This window comes from Streptosporangium longisporum, from assembly GCF_039534895.1.
Taxonomy (GTDB): domain Bacteria; phylum Actinomycetota; class Actinomycetes; order Streptosporangiales; family Streptosporangiaceae; genus Streptosporangium; species Streptosporangium longisporum.
This window is the reverse complement of record NZ_BAAAWD010000007.1, coordinates 504,428-530,174: the sequence shown is the minus strand read 5'-3', so window position 1 is coordinate 530,174 and position 25,747 is coordinate 504,428. Positions and strand designations below refer to the sequence as shown.

Sequence of the window (25,747 nt, the reverse complement as noted above, 5' to 3'; positions counted from 1 at the left end):
TCAGCCCGTCCCGGCGCCGATCACCCGGGCCGCGGCCAGGTAGGCGGCGAGCAGGCTCTCGGCGACCGCCGTCACGGTCTCGTCCCCGGGCAGGAAGTACGGGCTGTGCAGGCCGGAGACCGTGTCGGTGCCCACGAACAGCATCAGCGACGGCACCACCGAGGCGAAGTGGGCGAAGTCGTCGGCGCCGCAGGAGCGCAGGGTGGCGGGCATGTGGTGGGCGGCCTCGACGAGCATGCAGCCGGTCTCCTCGGCGAGACGGGCGTCGTTGACGAGCACCGGCTCGCCGTGCATGACCCGTACCTCGGCCTGGCAGCCGTGCACCCGGGCGATCCCCTCGGCGATCTCGCGGAACCGGTGGTGCAGCTGGTGGCGCCAGGGCTCGGACATGGTGCGCAGGGTGCCGCGCGCGGTGGCCTCCCCCGGGATGGCGTTGGGCGCGGTGCCCGCCGAGACGATCCCGAAGGTGACCACGGTCGGCGTCATCGGGTCGGCGTCCCGGCTGACCAGCTGCTGCGCGGCCACGATGATCTGGGCGAGCGCGAGGACCGGGTCGCGGGACAGGTGGGGGTAGGCGGCGTGCCCGCCCTGGCCCCTGACCACGACGGTGAACTCGTCGGCGGAGGCGTTGACCGCGCCGGGGGTGCATGCCGTCTCCCCCGCGTCGAGCACCGGCTGGACGTGTGCCGCGATCATCGCGCCGACCCGGTTCCTGCGCAGCGCGCCGGACTCGACGATGTCCCGGGCGCCCGAGGGGTGGGTCTCCTCGCGCGGCTGCAGCACCGCGACCATCGGCGCGGGTGCCCGCACCCGGTCGACCGCCCGGGTCAGGGCGGCCAGCGCGGCGAGGTGGACGTCGTGGCCGCAGGCGTGCATGGCGCCGTTGCGCGAGGCCCAGGGGACGTCGGTCTCCTCCAGGATCGGCAGGGCGTCCAACTCTCCCCGCACGCCGACGGCCAGGCCCTCACCACCGACGCGCAGCAGCGCGCCGGTGGTCGCCACCCGCTCCATCGCGCTGCCCTCGGGCAGCGCGTCCAGCATCCGCTTGAGCGTCGGCTCCTCCTTGCCGGAGACGTACGGCTCGGCGTGCAGCTCCCGGCGCAGTTCGAAGGCGGCCGGCAGCTCGGCGTGCAGGGCGGCGCGGAGCCGCTCGTGAAGCTCGTTCATCCTTCCTCCCCGGACCTGTGGAGCCCGGGGCGGGGCGTGGGACGGGGCCCTGAGCAGGGCGTGGGACGGGGCCCTGAGCAGGGCGTGGGACGGGGCGCGGAGGCGGGCAGAGAGCTGAGCACATGGCTGGTCATACCCATGTGACCCTTCCGAACCACCGGCACCGGGCGATTCCGCCCGCCGTGTCCTGGTCCGCTCCTTCGCGCTCCGGCCGGACCGGACCTCGCCCCGGGGAGACGGACCCCGCCCGCGGCCTCTCCGTCACGAACGCGCCCCCTCTCCCCGGCACACCCTGCAGTGCATATGACACTATTTTTTCTTATAGTGAAGTATTAAAAATCATCAGCCCATCCCAGCTCTGATGGGAATATAATTTGAATGTGCATAGCGACTCGGCGAAAATGATTGTGAATCCAGGCCCCACGAGGTGATGCCCTCATGACGACCGCGAGCTCCGACCACAGGACCCCCGCCCGGGATCGGGGCCCTGGCACGACCGCCCTCCGGTTACCGGGGTGCGGCGCCGTCCCGGGAACGGGTGACGGCGGGCCCCGAACGGTCCCGACCTGACCCCGACGCGTCCGGCAGGGGAGACGGACGCGCTGTCACTATAAAAAATCATAGGAAGGCACGAGCGCGTGCTTACGTCCGACAAGCGGCACTACGGACAGTTCTGTGGGTTGGCCGCCGCACTAGACATCATCGGGGAGCGCTGGACGCTGTTGATCGTCAGGGAGCTGATCATAGCTCCGGCGCGATTTCACGAGATCCAGTCACACCTTCCGGGGATCGGGCCGAACCTGCTCACCGACCGCCTCAAGGCGCTCGGCGCGCGGGGGATCCTGGAGGCCGAGCCCGTCCCGGGGGACGCGCGCGGGAAGCGGTACCGGCTCACCCCGGTCGGGGAGCAGCTCCGCGAGCCCCTGCTGTACTTCTCCCGGTGGGGGATGCGCTTCCTCACCGACGAGGACGCCAAGACGGGGATGACCAGCAGCGCCTGGGGGTTCTTCGCCCTGCAGGCCATGATCCAGGGACGGCCCGTGCCCGACGTGCGGGAGTCCTACGAGTTCCGGATCGACGACGACGTCTTCCACATCGTCGTGGCCGACGGCAAGGCGGCGGCCCAGCGGGGCCCCGCGGAGAAGCCGGTCATCGTGGTGCGGACGAGCGCCGAGACGTTCGTCCGGATCGGCGCCGAGCTGATCAGCCCGTTCGACGCCGTCGTCACCGGCGGCCTGTCGCTCGAGGGCGACCCGGCGGCGGTGCTGCGGTGCACGCAGCTGATGGGGCTGTCGGCCCGGCCGGAACGCGACTCCACCGGCGTCTCCTGACGAGAGCGACCGCCCGCAGCGGTCACCCTCGTCCGGGTCCCCGGACGCTCCCCGCCCGCGCGTGCGGCGGTACGGCACCGCGCGTGCGGGCGGGAGCGGCCGGGGGCCTCGTCCGCGCGTCCACGACCTTGCTCACGACCTCGTTCCGGCGACACCGACGACCTCGTTCACGGCGTCGTCCGCGGCGTCGCTCAGGCCTCGTTCACGGCGCCACTCGCGGCGTCGCGCGCGGAGCCGGGTGGCGGACCGTCCTCCCAGGAGAAGCAGGCCGAGACCGGTCAGGGCGAGCAGCCCGACGAAGACCCACTCGTGTGAACCGCCGGGCCCGTAGACCCGGTTGCCCCGGCCGACGTCCACCGCCGCGGTCCGCTCCCCCGCGCGGAGCATGCCGCGGTCGCTGCCGTACAGGTAGACCTCCCGGGCCGGGTCGCGGGAGGGGGCGAAGCGCCCGTACCAGGAGCACGACTCGTGAGCCCCGTGGTTCACGCACCTGAGGTCGGCGGCGGTGAACGTGCCCCTGGCCCCGTCGGCGCGGGCGGCCCGGATCGTGGGGCCCAGGCTCGGCACGGTCAGCGCGAGCAGCCCGAGCCCCACGAGGGTGGCGAGCACCGCGAAGAACGCCGACGGCCTCCTGACCGGTACGGTCCCGGCCGGGGCCGTCGCCGTGCTCAAGCCGCGACCGCCTCGCGCCGCGCGGGCACCGCGCAGGAGCAGAGCATGGCGTCGTACTCGGCCTGGCTGGGCCTCAGGTGCAGCACCATGGCGACGACCATCGGGAGGAAGACGATGGTGTTGTAGAACAGGTGCAGCTCGACCCGGGGGAAGACGAGCTGGGCGATGCTGGTGACCGCCGGCCGCCCGAGGAGGTGGTTGCCGGTCACCGCCTGCAGGAGCAGCAGCAGGTGCTCGAAGTGGTGCCACACCTGCACGCCCAGGGCGATGTTCCACCAGGTCCGCGACCGTCCGGTGAAGCCCCTGCGCAGCAGCACGAACCCGATGAGCATGATCACGGCGTAGCCGTAGTGCATCACCTCCGAGGTGACCAGCCAGGGGAACCACAGGCCGAGCACGCCGCGGGCCTGCGGGATCGGCCAGCCCAGGACCCAGATCTGGACGGCCTGGGCGATGTGCTCGGCCCAGTGCGCGAGCACGATCGCCAGGAAGGCGAAGAGCGCGGGGCGGTGCCAGGTGGTGTTGAGCGATGTCATGTCGGACCTCTCGTGACCCGGGGGGTGGGTGGGCGGGGGGCGTTCCGTCGGATCAGGCGAAGGCGTGCAGGGCCGTGGCCAGTTCGGCGGGCATGGGGACGGGGGCGACGCCGGTGGGGGTCCTGCGCATGCAGGCGATCGCCTGGGAGCCGCGCGCGACCTGGACGCCGTCCCGGCGGAAGTCGAAGTCCATCGAGATCCGGTTGCCGCTGACCGCGGAGAGCGTCATGAGCACCTCGACCTCGTCGAGCGCGAAGCACTCCTCGTAGTAGGTCATGTCGCAGCCGAGGGTCACCAGCGCGAGCGTGCCGTCGGCCAGGGACTTCAGCACCCCGGGGGCGTGCTCGGCCAGGAAGTGCTCCCGGCAGTGCCCCTGCCAGTGCAGGTAGTGGGCGAAGTAGACGTTGCCCACCAGGTTGGTCTCGTCGAACGTGACGGTGTGGACGTGACGGTAGGCGCGCATCAGGCCTCCTCGGGGAGCGCGGTGGCCACCATGACCGCGGTTCCCGGTACGGAGGCGGTGGCCACGCACCAGCCGCCCGCGGTGAGCGCGACCAGGCCGTGGTGGCCCACCTCGTGGACGCGGAGCGGTTCGTCGACGGAGGCCCCGGCCTTGGCCAGCGCCTCCCTCGCGGTCCAGACCCGCGCGGCGCACAGGCCCGGGTCCTCGCCGGTCTTGGCCACCAGGGCCTCGGTGACGGCGGTGCCGCGCTCGCCGACGAGAGCCGGCCACTCGGTGTCGCCGATGCCGGAGACGTCCTGCCAGTCGATCCCGATCGGGTGGTCGGCCACCCCGACGAGGACGTGGCCCGCGGTGTAGGAGGCGCTCACTCCCCCCTGCCCGGTCCGCAGCGCGCCGCGCGCGTCGTGCCGTACGGCGTCACCGGTGAGCAGGGCGGCGAGACCGGCGGCGGCGTCGTCCTCCCTGCGCCCGGGGACGGCGGCCAGCTCGACGTGCCGGGCCAGGCCGTTCTCGTCGAGCAGCCGCGACATCCACGGCCCGGCCAGCGACATCGGCAGCGCTCCTGGCCACGTCCGGGGGCCGGTGGCGCGCAGCCGCAGTCCCTCCCAGCGGGCCAGGACGTCCCGGTCGCCCGGGGTCGCGGAGACGAGGTCGACGTCGTAGACGTACTCGCCGGCGTGGTGCTCGCGTTCCCGGGCGCGGACCAGGCAGCGGCCCACCGGGGGTCGCCAGACCGTGAACCTGTCGATCCCGACGGGAAGCGCCTCCCGGTGCGGGACGCAGGCCAGCAGCGCGTGGATGGTGGCGTCGTGCAGCCCCGGGTCGCCGAGCAGCAGCTCGGGCGAGTGGAAGGAGGAGAACCAGCTCCCCGTCCCGTCCCCGGGCGCTCCCTCGATCACCGCCTCCACCCGGAACGCGGTCAGCAGCCCGTACGAGGCGACCCGCCGGAACCGGCCGTCGTGGAAGAACAGGCCGTTGTCGTAGAAGCCGTGCGCGACGGGCCCCGGCCCGGAACCGTTCGGCCCGGAACCGTTCGGCACGAACCCGGCCGGTGCGGGATCCGCGGGGAGGCGTCCGAGGCCGTCGTCCCGGGGGACGGGCGCGGCGGGCACCAGCCGGGCGGTGAACCGGTCGGTGGTGAAGCCGTCGGCCGAGTCGCGCAGCACGACGGAGGTGCCGTCCGGCCCGGTGAGCGCGGCCACCCGCACCGGGTGCGGGGCGTCACCCTCGACGATGACGGGCGCGCGCAGGCGGACGTCCGCGAAGGACCATCCCCCCGCGGACCCGCCGTACGGCCCCGCGGTCTCGCCGGGCGCTCCCCCGGAGGACGGCTCGGGCGCCGCGCCGTCGTGGCCCACGGCGGTGGCGACCTGCGCCATCGCCTCCAGGCCGACGACGGCGGGCAGCACCCGGGTGCCGGAGATGCGGTGGTCGTCGAGGTAGGGGTCGGTGCGGGCACCCAGGTCGGCCTCGTAGACGGCCTCCACCCAGGAGGTCCGGGCGAGCTCACGCTCGGTGAACCGCAGCAGCGGGGCGGACGGCCCCTCGACGACGAGGGTGGGACCGGCCGGGAAGCGGGCGGTCAGCAGGAGCGTGACGGGGGCCCGCGCGTCGCCGAGCACACCGAGCAGCAGGTCGGCGCCCTCCCGGGGGGTGATGGCGGTGATGCCCTGGCGCCGGAGGGCGTCGATCGTGTCCAGCCGGACGCCCATCCCCACCCCCGACCAGACCGACCACTCCAGCAGGTGGGTACGGCAGGAGGGGTGATCGGCCGCCCAGTCCTCGACCAGGTGCCGCATCCAGTCGTTGGCCAGGCAGTACTCCGACTGCCCGGCCAGACCGCGCCTGCCGATGATCGAGCCGAAGGCCACGGCCATGCTCAGGTCCTCGCCCGCCTCGTCGAGGAGCACACGCAGCCCGTCCACCTTGGGACGCAGGTGCGCGCGGAGCGTCTCCCCGGTCACGGCGGCCAGCCGCCTCGGGACGTTGACACCGGCGCCGTGGATCAGGCCGCGTACCGGGCCGTGCCCGGCGGCGGCGGCGAGCGCGACGCGGACCTGCGCGGGGTCGGTGACGTCGCAGCGCAGGTAGACGGCGCGGGTGCGGGAGCGCAGGTCGGCCAGGGCGGTGGCGACCGCCGGGTCCTCGGCGGGGGTACGGCCGAGCAGGACGAGCACGCATCCGGTCCGCTCGGCCAGGGCCGCGGCGCTGTGCGCGGTGATGCCGGTGACGCCGCCGGTGACCAGGCAGACGTCGCCGTCGCCGATGGGCGCCGCCCCGTCCTGTGCCGGCAGCGTGTACGGGACGGTGCGGCGGCGCTCCACCGAGCCGTCCGGCAGCCGTCTGAGCTCGGCGTACCCGTGCTCGACGGCGCCCGCGGGGCCGTCGTCGCCGGGGGCGCGCAGCACCGTCACGGACGTGCGCGGGAGTTCGACCGCGAGGCTGCGGCCGACGGCCTCGGCCGCGGGATGGCCGTCGTGGCGCAGGACGAGCCGTTCGGGGGAACGAGCGGTGATCTCGGTGAGCAGGGCGGCCACGTCCTCGGGGCCGGCACCGGTGGCCAGCGAGAACACCGGTGTCCCGGCGTCCGCGGCCGGCGACGGTCCCGCGGGGACCCATTCGTGCCGGAAGGCGCGTACCCAGCCGCCGACGCCCTCGATCTCCTCCGCGCCCTCCTCGGTCGCCGACGGCAGGCCGGCGAGCACCTCGGCGGCCTCGGCCACCGACGCCTCGGCGAGGGAGAGCGGGACGGCGGGGAGCTGCCGCCCCAGGGCCTGCGCGGTCCGGCTGACGATGCGCACGACCTGGAGCGAGTTCAGGTGCAGGTCGCCCAGGAACGAGCTGGACGGCCGGACGGTCTCCAGCGGCAGTTCGAGCCCGGCCGCGAGTTCCGCGCGCAGGCACTCCAGGGGGCTCAGCTCGGTACCCGGTACGGTCGCGGGCGTCGCGCCGGTCCCACCGGACCCGTTCACGCCGTTCACGCCGTTCGACCCGTTCGGCCCGCCCGTCCGGCCGGCCCCGTTCACCCGATCGGAGCGGTCCGCCGGGACGGGTCCGGCCGCCTGCCGGGAGGCCGGGACGTCGGTGACCGGCACGTCCGCGGCGACGGCCTCGCACGGGTTGGCCAGGAAGGTCGGCGAGCTGTCCAGCGGGAGGCGGCGGTAGGCGCGCCCGGCGGCCCACGCCGTCAGGTCGGCGTTGCCCGACACCGCCAGGGCGGCGGTGACCACGGCCTGGCGCCGGGGATCCCCGCCGCAGTCCATGCTCAGCGCGACCGCGGGCAGGTGGGCGGCCAGGCCGGACAGGATGCTCCCCGGCCCCGCCTCCACCAGCAGGTCGCACTCGTCCGCGAGGCGTGCGAGCGCCTCGGCGAACCTGACCGGCCGGGTGAGCTGGCCGACCAGCGACTCCACCGCGTCGTCGGAGACGATCTCCGAGGCCTCGTACAAGGCACCGTCGGGAGTGGGGGAGGCGCCGCCGTACGGACGGCCGGTGACGGTGGAGATGACCCTGCGGCGCGGCACGTCCGTGGTGATCGTGTCCAGCAGTTCGCGCAGCGGCGCCTCGGCCGGGCGCATCGCGGGGCTGTGGAAACCGTGCGAGACCGCGAGGACGACACCGTCGATCCCGGTGGCGCGGGCACGTTCCACCACGGCGTGCACGTCCGCGACCGGCCCGGCGACGACGGTCTGGGCGGGGCCGTTGAACGCGGCGACGACCGCCTCGGTCCCGGCGAGCAGGTCGGCGACCGTCTCCGGCGGGGCCGCGAGGCTCGCCATCGTGGTGCCTGCCGTGCCGTACCGGGCCATGATCTGGCCGCGGGCCGCGGCCAGGCGCAGGGCGTCGCCGGGGGTGAGGACCTCGGCCCAGCCGAGCGCGGCGATCTCGCCGAGGCTGTGCCCGATCGCCGCCACCGGCTCGCAGCCGATCGCGTCGAGCCAGGCCAGGGCGGCGAGCGACTGGCGCATGATCGCCGGTTGCGCGACCGCGGTGTCGGCGTCGCCGTCCCGGAGCGTGACCGGTGAGCCGGGGACGCCGAGGCCCGCGGCCCAGGCCGGGAGCGTGGCGCGGACCGGCGCGGCCTGCCCGGGGAACATCAGGCCCACCCGGGCGGGCGGCCCGGACGCGAGCGCGTAGCCGCGTTTCGCGTCGACGAGGAGCCCGCCGTCCCACGCGCCGATCCCGGCCAGCGCGGCCTCCGCGGCCAGGCCCAGCTCGTCGGGGGTCGCGGCCACCAGGGTGGCGCGGGCGGCGCCGCCGCCGAAGTCCGCCTGCGAGGTGCAGGCCAGGTCGTACAGCTCCGCGAGGCTGAGCACGGGGGCCAGGTCCGCCACCTGCCGCAGCCGCGCGGCCAGCGCGCCGGGGCCGGTGGCGCCGACGGCGACGACGTGGTGCTCGGGGACCGGCGCGGACCAGCGGCGGGTGGACGCCGACAGCGACCTGGCCGGGGTGCGCCGGGGTCCTTCCAGGACCACGTGCGCGTTGATCCCGCCGAAGCCGAGGGAGGAGACCGCGGCCCTGGGCACCGGCCGGTCCCACGGCTCGGGCTCGGCGAGCAGCCGCAGCGGCACCCCGGCCCGCCCGAGCAGGGGGTGCGGCTCGCGGGTTCCGGTCGAGGGCGGCAGCACCCGGTGGTGCACCGCCAGGGCGGCCTTGATCAGCCCGGCGACGCCCGCCGCGGCCTTGGTGTGCCCGATGTTGGCCTTGACGCTGCCCAGGGCCGCGGCCGCGGCGCCGGTTCCCCTGACGTCGGTCAGGGCCTCGATCTCGACGCGGTCCCCGACGGCGGTCCCGGTGCCGTGGCCCTCGACGAAGCCGACCTCGGCCGGGTCCAGCCCGGCGAGGCGGTAGGCGCGGCGCATGGCCAGGGCCTGTCCCGGCGCGGTGGGACGGGTGAGCCCGCCCGCGCCGTCGGAGGAGCTGCCCCAGCCGGTCACGTACGCGTAGACGCGCAGGCCCCGCCGCTCGGCCTCCTCGGCGCGCATGAGCGCGACGACGCCGCAGCCCTCGCCGGGCAGGAAGCCGGTCGGGTCGGCGTCGTAGACGCGCATCTCGCCGCGGGCCAGCGCGCCCACCCGGGCGAAGCCCACCAGCTCGAAGGGGTCCAGGCTGAGGTCCACGCCCCCGGCCAGGGCCAGGGAGAGGTCGCCGTCGGCCAGCGCCCGGCAGGCGGTCATCACCGCGAGCAGGCTGGAGGAGCACGCGCCGTCCACGGTGTAGCCGGTGCCGTGGAAGTCGAAGTGGTTGCAGATCCGCCCGGCGATGGTGTTGCTCAGCGCCCCGGCGAGCGTCTCGTCCCCGGGTTCGGGGAACGGCTCCTTGACCAGGTCCTCCAGCCGTCCGAGGACACCGGCCACGGCGTCCCCCTCCAGGCCGCTGCCGGCCAGCGCGGCCACCGCCGCCCTGCGCAGGAAGGGCCAGCGCAGCCGGAGCGAGGCGGCGCGGCTGAACTCGCCGGTCAGCGAGTTGCCCAGGACGACGCCCACCGAGTCGCGGTCCAGGCCGTCGCCGCCGGGGAAGCCCGCGTCGGCGAGGGCGTCGGCCGCGGTCTCCAGCGCGAGCCAGTGGGTGTGGTCGGCCGCCCGGTAGAGCCCTCCGGAGATGTGGAAGCGGCTGCGGTCGAACTCCCAGTCGCGCAGCAGGCCGGCCTGACCGGCGTAGGTCGAGTCGGGTCCCTCGCCGCCGTAGTCGGCCACCCGCAGGCGCGTCTCGGGGAAGCGGCGGAAGGCCCGCCGCCCGCCCAGGACGTTCTGCCACAGCTCACCCGGGCTGACCGCGTCGGGGTAGCGGCAGGCCATCCCGACGACGGCGATCCGCGGGGCCCGCGCGCCGGGCCCGCCCGTGCCCGTGCCCGTTCCCATGCCCGTTCCCGTGCCCGTTCCTGTGCCCTGTGTGTCGCGCGTACCCGGTGATGACGCCGGGGTCATCACGCCACCGCCGGGGTACGGCGGCGCGCGAGCACGAGGACCGCTCCGCGCAGCATGCAGGTGATCACCAGGGCGAAGAACAGGCCGAACGCGACGTCGACGCTGACGAGCACGCCGTAGACCGCGGCGATGGTCGCGCCGAAGACCATCTGGTTGCGCGGCTTGACCGGGGTCGTCCCCGGGTCGGTGATCATGTAGTTGGTGTAGAGCACGAAGACCGCGCCGGTCAGCGGGAGCAGCGCGCCGGGCAGGGAGTGGCCGAGGATCAGCCAGCGCAGGAACGCCTGGGCGATGAAGCCGCCCACCCATCCGGCGATGAGCGGCATCTTCCCGGTGAGCTTGGCGTTCAGCATGGTGCCGAGCATCAGGATGCCGAGCGGGACGAGCCAGTCCACCGCGCCGCTCACGCTCGCGGTGAACTGGTACGGCGGGGCGATCCCCACCCAGGGGAACAGCAGCAGGGTGATCACGATGCCGGTGTTCGACGGGTTGAGGAAGTGCCGCAGCGAGCCGTTCACCCTGACCTTGATCAGGTGCTTGAGGCTGATGCCGACCGCCACGGCGAAGGCGTAGGGCCAGACCGATTCGTTGCCGTACAGGAGCATGGCGCAGGCCAGGCCGACGATGTGCGCGGGCAGCAGGAAGGTGACCAGCGCCCTCCAGCCGCCCGCGTAGCCGGGGCGGCGCCCGCGCGACCACGCGGTGACGGTCTCCATCAGCAGTTCGGTGACGTACGCGGTCAGCACGGCCACGATCGGCGTGATCGGCGCCTGCTCGAAGCCGAGCACGGCGTGTCCCACGACGGTGAGGACGGTGATCGACAGGGCGAACCGCCGCAGCGCCTTGAGGCGGACGTCGACCTTGGGGGCGGCCTGCTCGGGCACGGCCGGGGGCGGGGGCGGGGTCTCGACCCCCGGCTGGGGAAGCGTGGTGGTCATCGCGTTACCGCCGTTCCGTCTGGGCTGAGCAGGAGGGTGTGCCGACCGGCCGTCAGCGAGATCGGGGCCTGGTGCCGGCCCGCGCCGTCGCGCCAGGTGACCGTCCCGGTGACGGTGCCGCCGGGTGCCGCCAGGTGGACCCGCGACGCCGAGGCGCCGGCGTGCCCGTTGGCCGGGTACAGCTGGGTCTTCTGCCGTACGGCGCCGGTCAGCTCGACCTGCGCGCCCACGGCCGGCCTGGTCCCGCCGCCCGCGGCCGGAAGGGCGAGTTCCAGGTCGATGCCGGGTGGTCCGGCGGAGCGGTTCAGCAGCACCCTGGAGTTCTCCCACTGGTTGGCGACCACGGCGTCCAGCCGCCCGTCGCCGTTCACGTCGCCCAGCGCGAGGCCCCGGGTGACGTCGGGCTGGTCGATGCCGATCGCGGGGGCCAGGTCGGCGTAGCGGCCCTGCGCGGTACGGACCCAGAAGGGGTTGTGCTGGTGGCCGGACAGGTCGTCGCCGGGCCCGAAGTTCGGCCACGCCCCGGCCAGGTCGAGCAGGTCGTCGTTGCCCATCGCGAGTTCCTGCAGCTGGGGCCAGCGGTCGCGCTCGCCCTTGAGGAATCCGGTGGCCTGCAGCATCTCGTCGACGCCGTCGTTGTCGAAGTCGCCGGACTTGACGTCCCAGGCCCAGCCGCTGCGGGCCAGGCCCAGGTCCTCGCTGTCGTCGCGGAAGGCGAGCTCACCGGGCGGGCCGGTCGGCACGAAGGCGAAGTTGCTCTCCTGCAGCGCGAACTCGTCGGTGATGTTGCTGACCATCATCATCGGCAGGCCGGTCCCGTCCGGGTAGGTGAACGTGACCCCCATCCCCTTGAACGAGTCGTGGCCGAGCACCTTGGACTTGGGCATGGTCAGCGTCCGGGTGCCGGGCACCGCCCGCAGCCTGACCGCGCCGGGGGTGGACTCGTTGGCGAGCAGGAAGTCGGGGCCGAAGTCGTTGGCCACGTAGATCTCGGGCAGCAGGTCGCCGGTGAGGTCCTGCAGGCCGAAGGCGAGGGTCCACGAGCGGGCGACGTCGTCGCCGAAGGCGTCGCTGGCGTCGGTGAACGCCGGGAGGGTGTCGCGGGCGCCGGAGGGGCGTCCGAGCAGGATCCGGTTGACGCCGGCGTTGCGGGCCATGCTCATCGAGTGCTGCATCTGCATGCGGCTGTCGCCGGCGGCGGCCGGGTCGAGCACCTTGGCCCCGTCCGGGAAGTAGTTGCCGACCAGGACGTCGAGGTGGCCGTCGCCGTCGACGTCGGCGACGTTGAGGGCCGTGCTGTTCCACACCTGCATGGGCTGGACGAGCTCGGTCGCGGTGAACCCCGCGGCGGACGGGACGCCGGGTGCGGTGTTGAGGAACGCCACCGGCGAGCGGCCCCAGTAGTAGACGAGGATGTCGGTGTCGCCGTCCTCGTCGAGGTCGGCGGGGACGCACCCCATCGGTGCCATCGTCGCGTCGTAGCGCACGGCGCCCGAGGGGCGCAGCTCGACCGGCGCGTAGGAGGTGCCGCCGGACTGGGGTGCCGGCCGGAGCGTGACCTTGTCGTCGCGGGGGTCGACCAGGCAGACGTCACCGGCGTGGCCGAGCCCGCGCAGGTCGGTCAGGGCGACGGCCGCGCCGACGGCCGAGATCCAGCCCCGGATCCTCTGCAGGCCCGGCGCGACGACGCGTTCGGTGCGGGCTCCTGCCGGGGCGGAGTTGAGCGCCACGCTCTGGAACGCGTAGCGCCCGGCGAGCCGTTCGGCCTCTCCGGCGGCGATGCCCGGCCGTATGGTGAGAAAACCCAGGGTGCCGCAGAGCAGCACCGCGACCACGGCGGGGAGGCTCTTGCGCAGGACGGTCTGGACCATTCCGTTCTCCGATCGGGGCATCAGGCGGCGTGCCGGGCGGCCGTGATGCCGCGTAGCCGGGTCCGCCATTCCTGGTAGGCGGCGATGTCCGGCGAGTGTTCGAGGTCTGCGGCGGTGTCGTCCGCCCAGGAGGAGGCGGTCCCGGGGTCGGTGCCGAGCACCACGCGGCAGGCCAGGACGGTGTGGTCGGGGACGACACCGGAGCGGAACCGGGCGGTGGCCCCGAAGACGACGCCCTGGGCGTAGGCGGGCGCGGCCGGGCCGGCCGCGGTCACCAGGGCCTCCAGGCCGGTCTCAGTGGTGGCGCCCGCGTAGGCGGACGCCAGGCCGATCCCGCTCCACAGCTCGGCGCGGGCGGCGACCGGCTGGCGGCCGATGACCCGCGTCACCCCGGTGACGTCGGCGGACTCGGCGAACCAGAGCGCGCGGCCGCAACCGGCCAGGCGGGCGGCCCCTCGCGGGGTGGGCGCGCGGCGGGCGCGGCGCTCCAGCGCGCGCGTCCCCCCGAAGAACACCTCGCCGAAGCCGGCGCCGTCCAGGGCCAGCCATCGCAGCAGCGGCGTGCCGGGCAGCCGGAACGGCGCGGGGAGCCGCGCCGGGCTCAGCCCCCATCCCGCGCCGACGTGGATCAGGTGGACGTAGCCCTGTCCGGGACCGTCGAGCAGCCGGCGCAGCGCCGTGTCCCGCCCGCGTGCGGTCACGTCCCGGTAGGCCGCGTACATGCCCGCACCCTCGTAGGCGAAGCCCCGGTTCTCCTCGGGCACCGTGGCGAGCGCCGCGTGGACGTCCCCCCATCGGGAGAGGGCGAGGTTGAAGCCGTCGAGAAAACTTCTGGCCCGCCCCTCCAGGACCGCCCGCGCCTCCGGGCGATCGGTCCGGAAACCACGTCGCTCGAAGTCCGCCATCCCGTACGGCAGGAGTGCGCGCATCTGCACAGCCCTTCTCGGAGAACCGATTATCGGAGAGCCGGTTCAGCTTCTTATCTCTCCAGACTGACTATCAGCATCAATAGCGATCTACAAGACCTTGACTTCCGGCGAAAGGCCGCTATAAGGCCCTGACGCTCGATAAAACTGCAGTTAACAGGAAATTTACGTTCTGTCCAGACGGGTGTGGCGACCGGCCACATCGATGTGAAATCCATAGCGACCCGCGGGGGCCCGCGGCCGTCGCCCACCGCCCCGCGGGCCGTCCCGGCGGACACTCCGCGGGCCCTCCCCTCGCGGTCCGCACGCGAGCCCGCGGACGGGGGCACGAGCCGGCCCCGCGTCTCCCGGACGGCCGTCACCAGGCAGGAAGCGGCCGGCACGGACGGCGCGGGATCCCCGGCGGGCCCACGCCGCCTCCCTCACGACGGCCCGGGGACCGGCCGCGTCCCGGGGGCCGTGCGGCACCGGGCCGCGACCCCGTGACGCCACGGGCGACGGGCGGGCGGCGCGCGGAAGGCTCCCGGGCGGAGGAATTCCCGTCCGGGTCGCCGGGCGGCCGGTGCGGTATACCGCCGAAAACTCGCGGTGGCAACGGCAGAGATGCACAACATTATCGACGAACCATTTACTGCTTATTTTTGATATAGCAAAGAATGGCAATTTCAAATCTTCGGCGAACCGTGGGGCCCGGCGCCCGGAGAACGACGCCCTCCGCGGCCATTTCCGTCTTCCGGGTACGGGCTTTCTCCGGGAATATGACCGATGAAATTCCGGGAACGACATATGCGTTTCTCCGGTGATTCCGGTACCGCCTTCGCCGGGGGTCACACGTGTCCCGTCCGGGCACGGCACGGCCCCGGTGGCGTCCGGTGCCGTCCGGCGACGCGGGCCGCCGTGACGGCACGCGCGGGCGTCCGGGCCTCGCGGGCCGGGTCCCGTCCCGGTGACGGCGCGGCCCCGGCCCCGGTCCGGATCCGTCGTCCCCGGGAGTCTCCTGAGCGGACGCCGATCCGGTTCCGGGCACCGGCCGGGCAGGTCCGCGCCGGTCCAGGCAGGTCCGGGCAGGTCCGGCCGGGGAGAGCGCGGCGAGGACCGGGAACCCGGCTCCGCGTCGTCGTCACCGGACGCGCGCTCCCGCCCCTCGTCCCGGCACCGGACGCGCACGGGGAGACGGCCGGGTCCCGGCGCCTCCCCGGACGCCGCCCGCCGGGGTCACGGACCCGGCGATCCCGCAGCTCGACAGGGGTGTTTACCCACTGTCACTAAAGCGGTTGATGAGGACGGCGCCCCCGATCATCCGGCCGCGCGTACGCCGAGGTGACCGCACGATTGCGGTCGACCCCATACTTTCGGATGCAATAGGAAAAAGGATGCCTTCCGAGCAGGATGGTGATGACATCGCGCCCGGAATCACCCGCCGAGGTGCTCCCCCGCCCGGGAGGCCACCGCCGCGCGCCCGGCCGAGGCACCGTACGCGAGGGTGACGGCGACGACGGCCACCGGGAAGACGATCGCGACGAGGAGCCCCGCGCGCAGTCCCGAACCGCCGTCGTCCGGGAGCAGGGCCGCCAGGCCCCCCAGAAGACCCTCGGCGGAGGCGGTGGCGTCCGCGGCCGCTCCGGCGATCCAGGGGCCGACCGCGCCCCCGGCGTCACCGAAGACGGCCAGCACCCCGAACATGGCCGCGCCTCCCAGGGGAAAACGGGCGGCGGCGAGGCTGAAGGTCCCCGGCCAGAGCAGGCTGACCGCCAGGCCGCAGACCGCGCAGCCGATCAGGCTCACCAGCGGGTCGGAGGCCAGGCAGGCGACGAGGTAACAGACCGTCGCCAGCGCGCCGCAGGAGGCCATGGCCGGCACCAGCGGGATCCGCTCCCCCCACAACCCGTAGACGATCCGGCCGACGCCCATCAGGACGGCGAACAGGCACGGGCCGGCCAGGTCGCCCCAGACCTTGGAGACGCCCAGCCCCTGCTCGGCGAAGAGCGAGGACCACTGCGACATGGTCAGCTCGGCCGCCCCGGCGCAGAGCATCAGCACCATCGCGGCGGCGAAGGCGGGGGCGGAGAAGAGCGCGCGCAGCGAGGTGCGGTGCTCGTCGGGCACGGTGGCGGGCAGCGGAACCCTCAAAAAGGCCACCATGTTGACCAGCGGGACCAGCGCCCAGGCGAGGGGCAGCACCTGCCAGGCGTCCTGGCCGATCCAGGCCAGCAGCAGCGTGCTGCCCGCCACCACCGCGACCTGTCCCCAGCAGTAGAAGGAGTGCAGCAGGCTCATCGCCGCGGCCTTGCCCTCCTGCGGGCTGGGCAGGGCGTCCACCACGGGGCTGACCAGGACCTCCAGCAGGCCGCCGCCGACGGCGTAGACGACAATCGCCACGCACAGCCCGGCGTAGGGGGAGGGTGCCAGCGCAGGGGCCAGCGCCAGCAGCACCAGCCCGGCCACCGAGAGCACGTGGGCCAGCACCAGCGGGACGCGGTAGCCGGTCCGGTCCACGAACCTCACGGCCACGACGTCGGTGACGAGCTGGGTGGCGAAGTTGAGCAGCACCAGCCGGCCGAGCATCTCCAGGGGGAGCTGGTAGCGGGTCTGGAACACGATGAACAGCAGGGGGGCCAGATTGTTGACGATCGCCTGCGTGACGTACCCGGTGTAGCAGGCACGGCGGGTCCGGTCGTACGAGGTCATGAGGGATACGCGTCTTTCGGTGGGAGGCGGCCTCCCGCACACTACGGGCGGGGCCGCGGGCGTCTCCCACCGGCTCCGGGTTCCGGGGCCACTGCCTGGGCCCTCCCGGATTCCCTGCGCCTCGGGGCCGGTCGTACGCGACTCGTACGCGACCTACGCGGGCGCCGCCGTCACCTGAACTGCAGGACGGACGCGATGGCCGGGCGGGAGGGGGCGGGCGCGATGGCCGGGAGGGACGGGAGAGGCGGCAGGGGCACGGTGGGCACGGGGAGGCCCATCACGAACCAGACGATCTTCCCCCCGGACGGGAGAGTGGTCACGCCCCAGTCGTCGGTGAGGGACTCGACGATCTGCAGGCCCCGTCCGCCGGTGGCGTCCATGTCGCGGTCGCACACCCGGGGGGGTCCCCTCCCCGGGGTCGAAGAGCTCGCCCTGGACGAGGTCCTCGTTGCCGCGGATCCGCAGCGCGCACGCGGCCCCGCCGTGCTCGACGGCGTTGGTGACCAGCTCGCTGACGACCAGCAGGCAGTCGTCGAGAAGCTCGTCCGCGCCCCACAGGCGAAGCTCCCGGCGGACCATGGAGCGGGCGTCGCGCACGCTCAGGGGGGTGGCGGGCAGCAGGCACTCGGCCGTGTACTCGGGGGCGGCTTCGAGGGACGCCGCGGATGAGTCGTGGTGGAGAGACACTGCGCCTCCTTCAGATGGGAGCGCTCCCACACCAAATGTAGAACATCCACCTACCAGTTGGGAATTGATCCCCTCTAATTGTTTCCTCCATATATCGCAAAAGTGACGAAAAATCACTCCACCACGCCGTCGTGTCCCGGGTCACGGTCGCCCCCGCAACCGGGCCCGTTCCCAGGTGGAACGGGCCTGTCCACGACGCCCCCGGACGCGGGGTCCCCGGACGCGGGGTCCCCGGATGCGGCGTCCCCCGGATGCGGGCGTTCCCCGGATGCGGCGTCCCCCGGACGCGACGCCCCGGCCCTGCGGCGCCCTGAGCCTCCTCGGGCGCGGGGCGTTCTCGTCCGCGCCACCCCCCGCGCCACCCCCGCGTCACCCCCCGTGTCGCCCCGGGTCCGCTCTCAGCGGAGCTGGGGCAGGACCTTCGCGCCGAAGGCGTCGATGTAGGCGCTCTGCTCCTGGCCCACGTGGTGCAGGTAGATCTCCTCGAACCCCAGGTCGATGTACTCCTTGATCCGGGCGGCGTGCCAGCCCAGGTCGGAGGAGACGTTGACGGACTCGGCGACCTGGGCGGGCGAGACGTTCTCGGAGACCACGTCGAAGAGCTCGGCGGTCTCCAGGTCCCACGGCACCGGCGGGGAGAAGACGTTGCTCCGCCACTGGTCGTGGGCGATGGCCAGGGCCTCGTCGTCGCTCTCGGCCCAGCTCACGTGGACCTGCAGGGCCGCCTTGCCCCTGCCCCCGGCGTCCCGGTAGGCGTCGACGACCTCGCGCAGCCGCTCGACGGGCGCGTTCACCGTGATCAGGCCGTCGGCCCACTCGGCGCACCAGCGGGCCGTCTCCGGGCTCACCGCCGCGCCGACCAGGTTCGGGGTGACCTCGGGGCGGGTCCACAGGCGGGCCCGGTCCACGGTCACCAGGCCCTCGTGGCTGACCTCCTCCCCCTCCAGCATCGCGCGGATGACGTCCACGCACTCGCGCAGCCGCTGCATGCGCAGCTCCTTGCGCGGCCAGTGATCACCGGTGATGTGCTCGTTGCTCGCCTCGCCGGAGCCCAGCGCGGCCCAGAAGCGGCCGGGGTACATGGCCCCGAGGGTGCCGATCGCCTGGGCGATGATCGCGGGGTGGTAGCGCTGTCCGGGGGCGTTGACCACCCCGAACGGCAGGTTCGTGGCCTGGAGCGCCGCTCCCAGCCAGGACCAGGCGAATCCCGACTGCCCCTGGCGCTTGCTCCACGGGGAGAAGTGGTCCGACGACATCGCCGCGTCGAAACCCGCCTGCTCGGCCCGCGTGACCGCCTTCAGCAGCTCCGCCGGGTGGACCTGCTCGTGTGAGGAGTGGAAACCGAAAGTCGTCATTGTCTCCGGCTACCCGCCCGGACGGGGTCCATTCGGGGACGTGCCGTTGAACAGGTCACAGCGCTGACCTGCCGTACGGCACCGCCCGGGAAAGGGGCTCCGGCCCGGAAGGGGCCCGGTCGGGAAAGGGGCTCCGGGCCGGGAAAGGGCCCGGCCCGGGAGGGGCCGGCGCCGCACCCCGGCACCCGGCCCGGTCTCAGTAGAGCGAGGCATGGCTGACGAAGGACGGCCGGTTCATGCGGGTCGTGGCGCTGTAACAGGCGACGTTGCGGACCTGCGTCGAGCCGGCGGAGACCCACACACCCTGCAGGTTGCAGTACTCGGGCCCTGGCCCGTACGCGGTGACCTGGATGTGGTCCGGCGGGGAGCCCAGCGCCCCGAAGGTCACCAGGCGCATGCCGACGCCCGCGCTCTGGATGCCGTTCACGCTCCCCTGGCCGTTGTGGTTCACCGCCGCGGGCACCGGAACGTACGGCCCGGAGTTGTAGGGGAGGTTGTCGAAGGTGTAGCCGAACTTGTGCGGCGGGAGCGCGCCGCCGGTGATGGCGCGCTCACGCTGGTAGGTGAGGGTCCACCCGGTGTTCAGCGGCACGTCCGTGGCGTTGTGGCAGCGCACCTGGACCAGCTGCGCGTCGGCGGACGGCGTCCACGCGCCCACCTTGCACCGGGCCGGCCGCGTGGCGTCGACCGCGGTGACCTGGAGGTTGCCCGCGAGCCCGGCCGAGCCCAGACCGGGCAGCCTGACGGTCCAGACGCCCACCCCGCCACCGGAGACGACATTCGTGCCCCCGGCCGAGTTGAACTGGTTCGCGACGAAGGAGCCGGTGTGGTGCACGTAGCCGAACGCCTGCGGCGCGGGCAGCGTGCCGCTGCTCTGCGCGAAGACGATGCTGTACGGGGTGAAGGCCGGTGTGCCGCCGTAGCGGTAGCACTGCACCGTCACCACCATGTTGCCCCCGGAGGGGACCCACCTCTGCGCCTGGCACCAGGAGGCGGTCGGCGCGACCGACGTGACGTGCACCACACCTCCGTCGATCCCGATCTTCGGGAACCTCACGTGCGTCTGCCCGACTCCGCCGGGGGTGACGCCGACGGTGAACCCGGCCGGCCAGCTACCGGCCTGGTAGGCCGCCGGAGGGGTGCCCGAGGTCGCGGTGACCAGCGCGAATCCCCACCGGTCGGGAACGGACGCCTGCGCGCTCGCGGACGCGGCGGGCAGGCCCGTGGAGAACAGCGCGAGGAGACAGAGGATTCCGAAGATCGCTTTCCGTGATCGGGGCATGCCGTTCTCCATCCACGAGGGAGGTGGACGCGGTCGTCGCGCCGGCGGGCGGGACGCCGGAGGTCACCACCCGCCTGAGCTCTTGATAACCCGGCGATCACCCCTTGAGAAGGCCCAACCTCACACGCGTCCCTGACTCTCCCCCGCCCGCCGGGTCAGTGCCCGGTCCTCCCGAGCGGGGGTGCCGCGCCGGCCGGAGGGGACCGGCTCGCCACGGCACCCCCGCCGTGTCGGGGGCCCGGTCTCAGAAGCGGGAGGTGTAGCTGACCATGGACGCCCGGTCGACGCGGGTCGTGGCGTTGTAGCAGGCGACGTTGCGGACGAAGGCCGAGCCTCCGGAGGTGGTCCACACGGTCTGCAGGTTGCAGTACTCGGGCCCGGGTCCGTACGCGGTGACCTGGACGTGGTCCTGCAGGGCGCCGACGATCGGGAAGGTCACCAGGCGCAGGCCGAGGCCCGCGCTCTGGACGGTGTTGGTGGCCCCCCCGGAGTTGTAGTTGACCGCGGGGGGCACCGGGGCGTACGGGCCGGGGTTGGCCGGGACGTTGTCGAAGGTGTAGCCGAACCTGCCCGGCGGGAGCGCTCCGCCGGTGATCGCGCGCTCACGCTGGTAGCTGAGGGTCCATCCGGTGTTCAGCGGCACGTTCGTGGCGTTGTGGCAACGTACCTGGACCGCCTGCGCGTTGACGGACGGCGCCCAGGCGCCCACCTTGCACCGGGCGGGCTGGGCGGGGTTGACCGCGGTGACCTGGAGGTTGCCCGCGAAGCCGGACGAGCCCAGACCCGGGAGCTGGACGGTCCAGACGCCCGCACCGCCGGCGACGGTGTTGACGCCCGCGGCCGAGTTGAACTGGCTCGTGATGCCGGCGCCGTTGTAGTGCACGTAGCCGAACGCCTGCGGCGCGGGCAGCGTGCCGCTGCTCGTCTCGAAGACGATGCTGAACGGGGTGAAGACCGGGGCTCCCCCGTAGCGGTAGCACTGCACCGCCACCAGCATGTCGGGGCCCGTGGGGGCCCACTTCTGCGCCTGGCACCAGTGGGCGTTGTCCGACACCGCCGTGACGTGCACCACCCCGCCGGGGGACGCGATCTGCGGGAACCTCACGTACGTCTGCCCGACGCCTCCGGGGCTGACGCTGACGTTGAACCCGGCCGGCCAGTTGCCGGCCTGGTGGGACGGGTCGGGGATGCCGGAGGTGATGTTCACCAGGGCGAATCCCCACCGGTCGGGGACGGCCGCCCGCGCACCGGTGGCCATGGCGGTGAGTCCCGTCATGAGCATCGCGAGTACGCAGAGGATCGTGAAGGTCACTTTTCGTAACCGGGGCATGCCGTTCTCCATCCGTGGAGGGCTGGACGCGGTCGGCGTCGGCGGGTGGGCTGCCGGGAGGCAGCGGACGTTCTGAGCTCTTGATAACCCGGCGGCCACCCCTTGAGAAGGCCCAACCTCGCGCCGCGGGGACGGCGCGTACCCGCTGATCAGGTCAGCGTTCCGACCAGATGGGAGCGCTCACACGGGAGATCGTGCGAGCATCTCGCCGAGTACCGTATGAGCATGCACAGCCGGATTCCCCTGGATCCACGAGACGGGATGTGAGAACCGTGCCGCTACCCGATCCGAACGTTCCACGTGGCATGTGGGCGCTGCTGGAACCCCTGCACGCCGTCACGTACTTCACCGCCGAGGCGCGGGCCGCGGCCGACGCGGTCGGCATGCGCGGTTTCTGGATGGGGTACTTCGCCACCAGGGCGGCGCCGCTCGGACCGGTCGGGCCGCAGGTCGTCACGGCCGCCTTCCACGGCTTCCCGGCCGCCCACGTCGCCCGCGCCCTGCCGGACGCCTGGACGTTCGCGACCCCGGGGGACGTGCTGCGCGCCCGGCTCGACGGCGCGGGCAACGCGCTGCGGGCCCTGCTCGGCGACGCGGCGATCGGATCGGACGGCCTGCGGGCCGCCGCGGAGCTCGCCTGGGAGGCCGCGGGCCTCGCCGACACCGCGGGCCGGGTGCTCGCCGGGGCGAACCAGGCACTGCCCGCGCCCGACGAGCCGCACCTGGTGCTCTGGCAGGCGGCGTCCACGCTGCGCGAGCACCGCGGTGACGGGCACGTGGCCGCACTGGTGGCCCACGGCGTCTCCCCGGTCGAGTCCCACCTGCTCAAGGTGGCGGCGGGCGAGACGGAGCCGGCCACGCTGAAGATCGCGCGGCGTTTCACGGACGAGGAGTGGGAGGCGGGCGCCGCCACCCTGCGCGAGCGCGGGTGGGTGGACGCCTCCGGTGCCCTGACGCCCGAGGCCGTACGGGAGCGCGAGCGGATCGAGACCCTGACCGACGAGGCGGCGGCCGTGCCCTGGCGGGCCCTCGGCCCGGAGCGGACCGCCGAGCTGGCCCGGCTGCTCACCCCGTTCACCCGGGCCGTGGTGGAGTCGGGGGTCCTGCCCCCGGCGAGCCCGGTCGGCCTGCCGTGGCCGTCGTTCGGCGACGCCCCGGAGGCGAACGGCGCCGGGCCGGACGGGAACGTCCCCGGCGACGGCACGGGGGACGGCCGGGATCGGGGGCTCCCGGCCGTCCCGTCACAGGTCGGCTGAAGAGGGCGGGGGTGGCCGGTCGGGGACCGGCCACCCGGGGATCAGCCGAACGGCAGCCGTACCGTGGACCGGTTGCCGACGCCGAGGCTGGTGGTGCCGTTGCCGATGGCGTTCCAGACCTCGACCCTCACCCGGCCGTTCGACAGGTTGCCGAGCGTCCCGGAGGTGGAGCGCGGTCCCCCGGCCGCGGTGTAGTGCTCCCAGCCCGTCACCGGGTCGGTCGCGAAGTAGCCGTAGGTCTCCAGCCGGTCCCAGCTCCCGTCGCCGGTCAGGTCGTAGGAGACCCGCACCTGGGTGCCGTTGGCGACCGTGGTGCCCGCGTCCACGAACAGGTCGAACGCGGTGGAGCCGCCGTTGTGCGCGGCGGTGAGGCCGGTCGCCGTGAAGACCTGCGCGTTGGCCGGGTTGCCGTCGTGGTTGCCGTTCGCCGCGGCCAGCGTGACGCTGCCCGCCGCGCCGGCCGTGCCCGGCAGCGCCCCGCCGGAGTGCAGGTAGCGCGTCGCCGCGAACGGGCCCGGCGTCGGCGTGGGAGTCGGGGTGGGAGTCGGGGTCGGGGTGGGAGTCGGGGTGGGGGTGGGCGTCGGCGTGGGGTCGGGGCCCGTGCCGCCGCCGGTGGCGTTGCCGCCGCTCCAGGTGTGGGCGCCCGAGGTGGCCGTCTTCCCGGCCGGCACGTTGAGCACGGTGCCGTTGGAGAAGGTCACCCGCAGGGGGCTCGCGGTGATGTTGGACGCGACGTAGGTGCGGGCGCCGTTCTTGCTGAACACCTTGGCCAGCGGGTGGTCGGCGGTGACGGAGGTGTCCACCGTGCCCAGGGCCGCGAGGTTGCGGATCCAGTGGAAGGTGTGCGCCCTGCTCTCCCCCTCCTCGGGGGTGTAGCCGCTGTTCGCCCGCAGGTTCGCCAGCGCCGCGTCGCCGTTGCCCAGGGCGAGGAACTCCCAGAGGATGTCCTGCCACACCGTGGGCGGCCCGCCGTTGTTGCGGACCAGCTCGTTGTAGTTGGTGGTCACGTAACCGGGGTTGTCGCCCATGTAGAAGTGCCCGCCGGTGACCGGGAGCATGTTGATCCCCTGGATCATCTCCGGCTCGGCGCTGAACCAGGTGGCGTAGGCGCCGCCGCTGCCCCAGACCATGCCGACCGTGCTGTGGCCGAAGGCCGACGGGAAGTTCTGGTCGCGGGAGTCGAACCAGTACTCCTGGATCGCCGCGGCCTGGGTCGTGTAGATGTAGATGCCCGCGTCGCGGACGGCGGTGTTGCCGGTGGCCTGACCCCACTGGATGAGGGCGTTGGCGAAGTTCATGCCCTCCGAGGACGACTCCTGGTTGTTGCCCGAGCCGAACCCGCCGTGCCCGGACGCCCAGTCGTGACCGGCGTAGATGTCGAAGTCACGCAGGTACGGGAAGCGGGTGTCGGACCGGTCGTAGTTGTTGGCGTCGCGGATCAGCAGGTCCACCATGCCGCCGTACTGGCCGGGCTTGGCCCAGTTGGGGTCGAACTTGGCGAGCGTGGCGGCGGCGGCGATGTAGTAGCCGTAGTGGAAGTGGTGGTCGTTGAGCTCCAGGTCGGACCCGTAGGAGGCCGGGTAGCCCAGCAGCGTCCCCCAGGAGGGGTTGTAGTAGAAGACCCGGGTGGTCTTGCCGGGCGAGGCGGTGAACCAGTCGTTGAGACGGGCGCGGATGGCGTTCAGCGCCGCGTCGCGCACCGACGTCAGGTTGAGCTGGTCGGCGATCTCCGCGATGCGCGCGGCCCGGCCCAGGCCCTTGCCGGTCCAGTAGGTGTCGTCGCCGCGGATGTCCATCGGGTTGCCGAGCTCGGCGTTGAGCTGGTTGGTGATCGTGGTGAGGTCGGCGCCGGAGCTGTCGGCCACCGCCGGGACCTCGGGCAGCACGCCGGTGTACCTCATCGACGTCCTGAACTGCGTACCGGTGACGATCTTCATCTGGCCACGCGCGGAGACGTACGTCTGCGCCAGCGGCGTCGAGCCGGTCAGGTGGTTCCACTGGTGCGGGTAGAGCGCGATGACCGTGCCGCTCTGGCTGCCCTGCCTGGCCGTGGTGGTGAAGGCGTAGGTGGTCTCCAGTCTGCTCGCGCCCTGGTCGTAGGAGTACGAGACGCGGGTGCCGGTGACGTGGGCGTGCGCGTACTGGCCGTAGGTGTTCGCCAGCGCGGCGCGGTCGCCGCCCGCGGGCAGCACCGCCACCGAGAAGAAGCCCCTGCCCGCCAGCGAGGAGCTGATCGTCGTGCCGCTCACCGACCAGGTCGCGCCGGTCGGGGCGTAGGCGACGTAGTCGCGCCCGCCCGCGGTGAACCCGATGGTCGCGCCGCTGTTGGACCACACCGACGGGACGCCCGCCGTGGTGATCTGCGCGTCGCCCCCGGTGACCTGGTAGTACGAGAACGGCAGGCCGTGGCCGATGGTGGCCTTCATGGTCCGGCCGTTGCCGCTCCAGTACGGGGTGACCGTCCAGTCGCTCCAGCCGTCGACCTTGACGTCCGGCGAGTTCAGGCCGGAGACGCCGACGCGGATGTTCTCCGTGTAGGGGTAGTGGTACTCCCCCACCCCGGTCGCGGTGCCGCTGATCGCCGGGGTGGTGGTGTAGGACAGGCCCAGGCCGTTGGCGTAGGTGTCGTAGGAGAGCGGGTGGGCGTGCAGCGGCTCGCCGTACGCGCAGTCGGTCTTCTTGTACAGGATCGACGACCACCAGTCGTTGGTGGGCACGGCCCCGGAGGGGGCGTTGGCCGTCACCCACTGGCGGGGGTTGGTGGACAGGGAGCCGCAACCGGCCGGCAGTGAGCGTCCGGCCGGGAGGGTGTCGGCGTAGCTGCCGGCCCCGACCGTGGCGGCCTCGGCGGTGCGGGCGGAGCCCAGGCCGAGCAGCCCGGCCACCATGGCGACGACCACACCGGCGGCGAGGCGCCGGCGGCCGGTCCTGGAGCGAAGGGCGGATCGCCCTCCGCGGGGGTGCGCACTGTCCGGACCGACGGTCCGGATCGAGAGATCCATTGGGGGGTGCCTCCGGGAGAGGAGTGGCGGATCGAGAGCGGACCGATCTGAGAGAGCGCTCTCTGACCGAAAAGTAACGGCCAGCGTGACGGCAGTCAATGTTTCGCATTGGTAACGAATAGGTAAAGCGCGGAAGTGCAGGCGGGAGACTGGAAACTACAGAAAATAGGGCGTTCTACCGCACCGCACATCGCTTCCGGCACACTCGTCCCCGCCTTGGTCACTGGCCAAGACACCCGTACGGAATCTATCCTGGAGTGAGAGCGCTCTCATAACCGGCCGGTTCCCATCGTCGGCCGGTCATCGCCGACGCCCT

General features: G+C 73.3%; 16 protein-coding genes and 1 pseudogene. 2 read left to right on the top strand and 15 right to left on the bottom strand.

What is annotated here, in order from left to right:
• Positions 1–1,167 (bottom strand): M20 metallopeptidase family protein, encoded by a 1,167-nt coding sequence (locus tag ABD832_RS15285; protein WP_344894760.1) that lies wholly within the window; start codon positions 1,165–1,167, stop codon positions 1–3.
• Between the two features lie 680 nt (positions 1,168–1,847).
• On the opposite strand from ABD832_RS15285, the gene ABD832_RS15280 reads away from it, so the two are divergent.
• Entirely contained in the window at positions 1,848–2,498 is a 651-nt protein-coding gene (locus ABD832_RS15280) for a winged helix-turn-helix transcriptional regulator (RefSeq protein WP_344894757.1), read from the top strand.
• Positions 2,499–2,630: 132 nt separating this feature from the next.
• On the opposite strand, the gene ABD832_RS15275 is transcribed toward ABD832_RS15280, so the two are convergent.
• From ABD832_RS15275 to ABD832_RS15220, 13 genes and pseudogenes are all read right to left on the bottom strand, one after another.
• The gene (locus ABD832_RS15275) at positions 2,631–3,170 is read right to left on the bottom strand and encodes a hypothetical protein (protein ID WP_344894754.1); all 540 of its coding nucleotides are present in this window, start codon (positions 3,168–3,170) and stop codon (positions 2,631–2,633) included.
• Entirely contained in the window at positions 3,167–3,706 is a 540-nt protein-coding gene (locus tag ABD832_RS15270; protein ID WP_344894751.1) for a hypothetical protein, read from the bottom strand. The genes ABD832_RS15275 and ABD832_RS15270 overlap by 4 nt, the downstream gene beginning before the upstream one ends.
• Before the next feature lie 52 nt (positions 3,707–3,758).
• Positions 3,759–4,169 carry an acyl-CoA thioesterase gene (locus ABD832_RS15265; RefSeq protein WP_344894748.1) on the bottom strand — a complete coding sequence of 137 codons (411 nt, stop codon included), beginning with the start codon at positions 4,167–4,169 and terminating at the stop codon, positions 3,759–3,761.
• The gene (locus ABD832_RS15260) at positions 4,169–10,030 is read right to left on the bottom strand and encodes a type I polyketide synthase (RefSeq protein ID WP_344894745.1); all 5,862 of its coding nucleotides are present in this window, start codon (positions 10,028–10,030) and stop codon (positions 4,169–4,171) included. The genes ABD832_RS15265 and ABD832_RS15260 overlap by 1 nt, the downstream gene beginning before the upstream one ends.
• A gap of 65 nt (positions 10,031–10,095) precedes the next feature.
• On the bottom strand, positions 10,096–11,034 hold the full coding sequence (locus ABD832_RS15255; RefSeq protein ID WP_344894742.1) for an enediyne biosynthesis protein UnbU: 939 nt from the start codon (positions 11,032–11,034) through the stop codon (positions 10,096–10,098).
• Positions 11,031–12,905, bottom strand: coding sequence for an FG-GAP repeat domain-containing protein (locus ABD832_RS15250; protein WP_344894739.1), 1,875 nt, complete (start codon positions 12,903–12,905; stop codon positions 11,031–11,033). Before ABD832_RS15250 ends, ABD832_RS15255 begins: the two co-directional genes overlap by 4 nt.
• A 20-nt stretch (positions 12,906–12,925) precedes the next feature.
• A complete protein-coding gene (locus ABD832_RS15245; RefSeq protein WP_344894736.1) occupies positions 12,926–13,834 on the bottom strand; it encodes a DUF1702 family protein in 909 nt (302 codons plus the stop codon).
• A gap of 1,410 nt (positions 13,835–15,244) precedes the next feature.
• On the bottom strand, positions 15,245–16,519 hold the full coding sequence (locus ABD832_RS15240; RefSeq protein ID WP_344894733.1) for an MFS transporter: 1,275 nt from the start codon (positions 16,517–16,519) through the stop codon (positions 15,245–15,247).
• A 170-nt stretch (positions 16,520–16,689) separates the two neighbouring features.
• The gene (locus ABD832_RS15235) at positions 16,690–16,899 is read right to left on the bottom strand and encodes an ATP-binding protein (protein WP_344894731.1); all 210 of its coding nucleotides are present in this window, start codon (positions 16,897–16,899) and stop codon (positions 16,690–16,692) included.
• Between the two features lie 55 nt (positions 16,900–16,954).
• Positions 16,955–17,098: pseudogene (locus ABD832_RS42140) on the bottom strand (hypothetical protein); the annotation flags it as partial.
• A gap of 506 nt (positions 17,099–17,604) precedes the next feature.
• On the bottom strand, positions 17,605–18,561 hold the full coding sequence (locus ABD832_RS15230) for a TIGR03885 family FMN-dependent LLM class oxidoreductase (RefSeq protein WP_344894728.1): 957 nt from the start codon (positions 18,559–18,561) through the stop codon (positions 17,605–17,607).
• A 196-nt stretch (positions 18,562–18,757) separates the two neighbouring features.
• Positions 18,758–19,843, bottom strand: a complete 1,086-nt coding sequence (locus ABD832_RS15225; RefSeq protein WP_344894725.1) for a hypothetical protein — start codon at positions 19,841–19,843, stop codon at positions 18,758–18,760.
• A 244-nt stretch (positions 19,844–20,087) separates the two neighbouring features.
• The gene (locus ABD832_RS15220; RefSeq protein WP_344894722.1) at positions 20,088–21,155 is read right to left on the bottom strand and encodes a hypothetical protein; all 1,068 of its coding nucleotides are present in this window, start codon (positions 21,153–21,155) and stop codon (positions 20,088–20,090) included.
• A 290-nt stretch (positions 21,156–21,445) separates the two neighbouring features.
• On the opposite strand from ABD832_RS15220, the gene ABD832_RS15215 reads away from it, so the two are divergent.
• Positions 21,446–22,429, top strand: coding sequence for an SCO6745 family protein (locus tag ABD832_RS15215; protein WP_344894720.1), 984 nt, complete (start codon positions 21,446–21,448; stop codon positions 22,427–22,429).
• A gap of 41 nt (positions 22,430–22,470) precedes the next feature.
• Here the strand turns inward: ABD832_RS15215 and ABD832_RS15210 are convergent, their stop codons facing one another.
• A complete protein-coding gene (locus ABD832_RS15210; protein WP_344894718.1) occupies positions 22,471–25,431 on the bottom strand; it encodes a glycosyl hydrolase in 2,961 nt (986 codons plus the stop codon).
• Between the last annotated feature and the right edge of the window lie 316 nt (positions 25,432–25,747).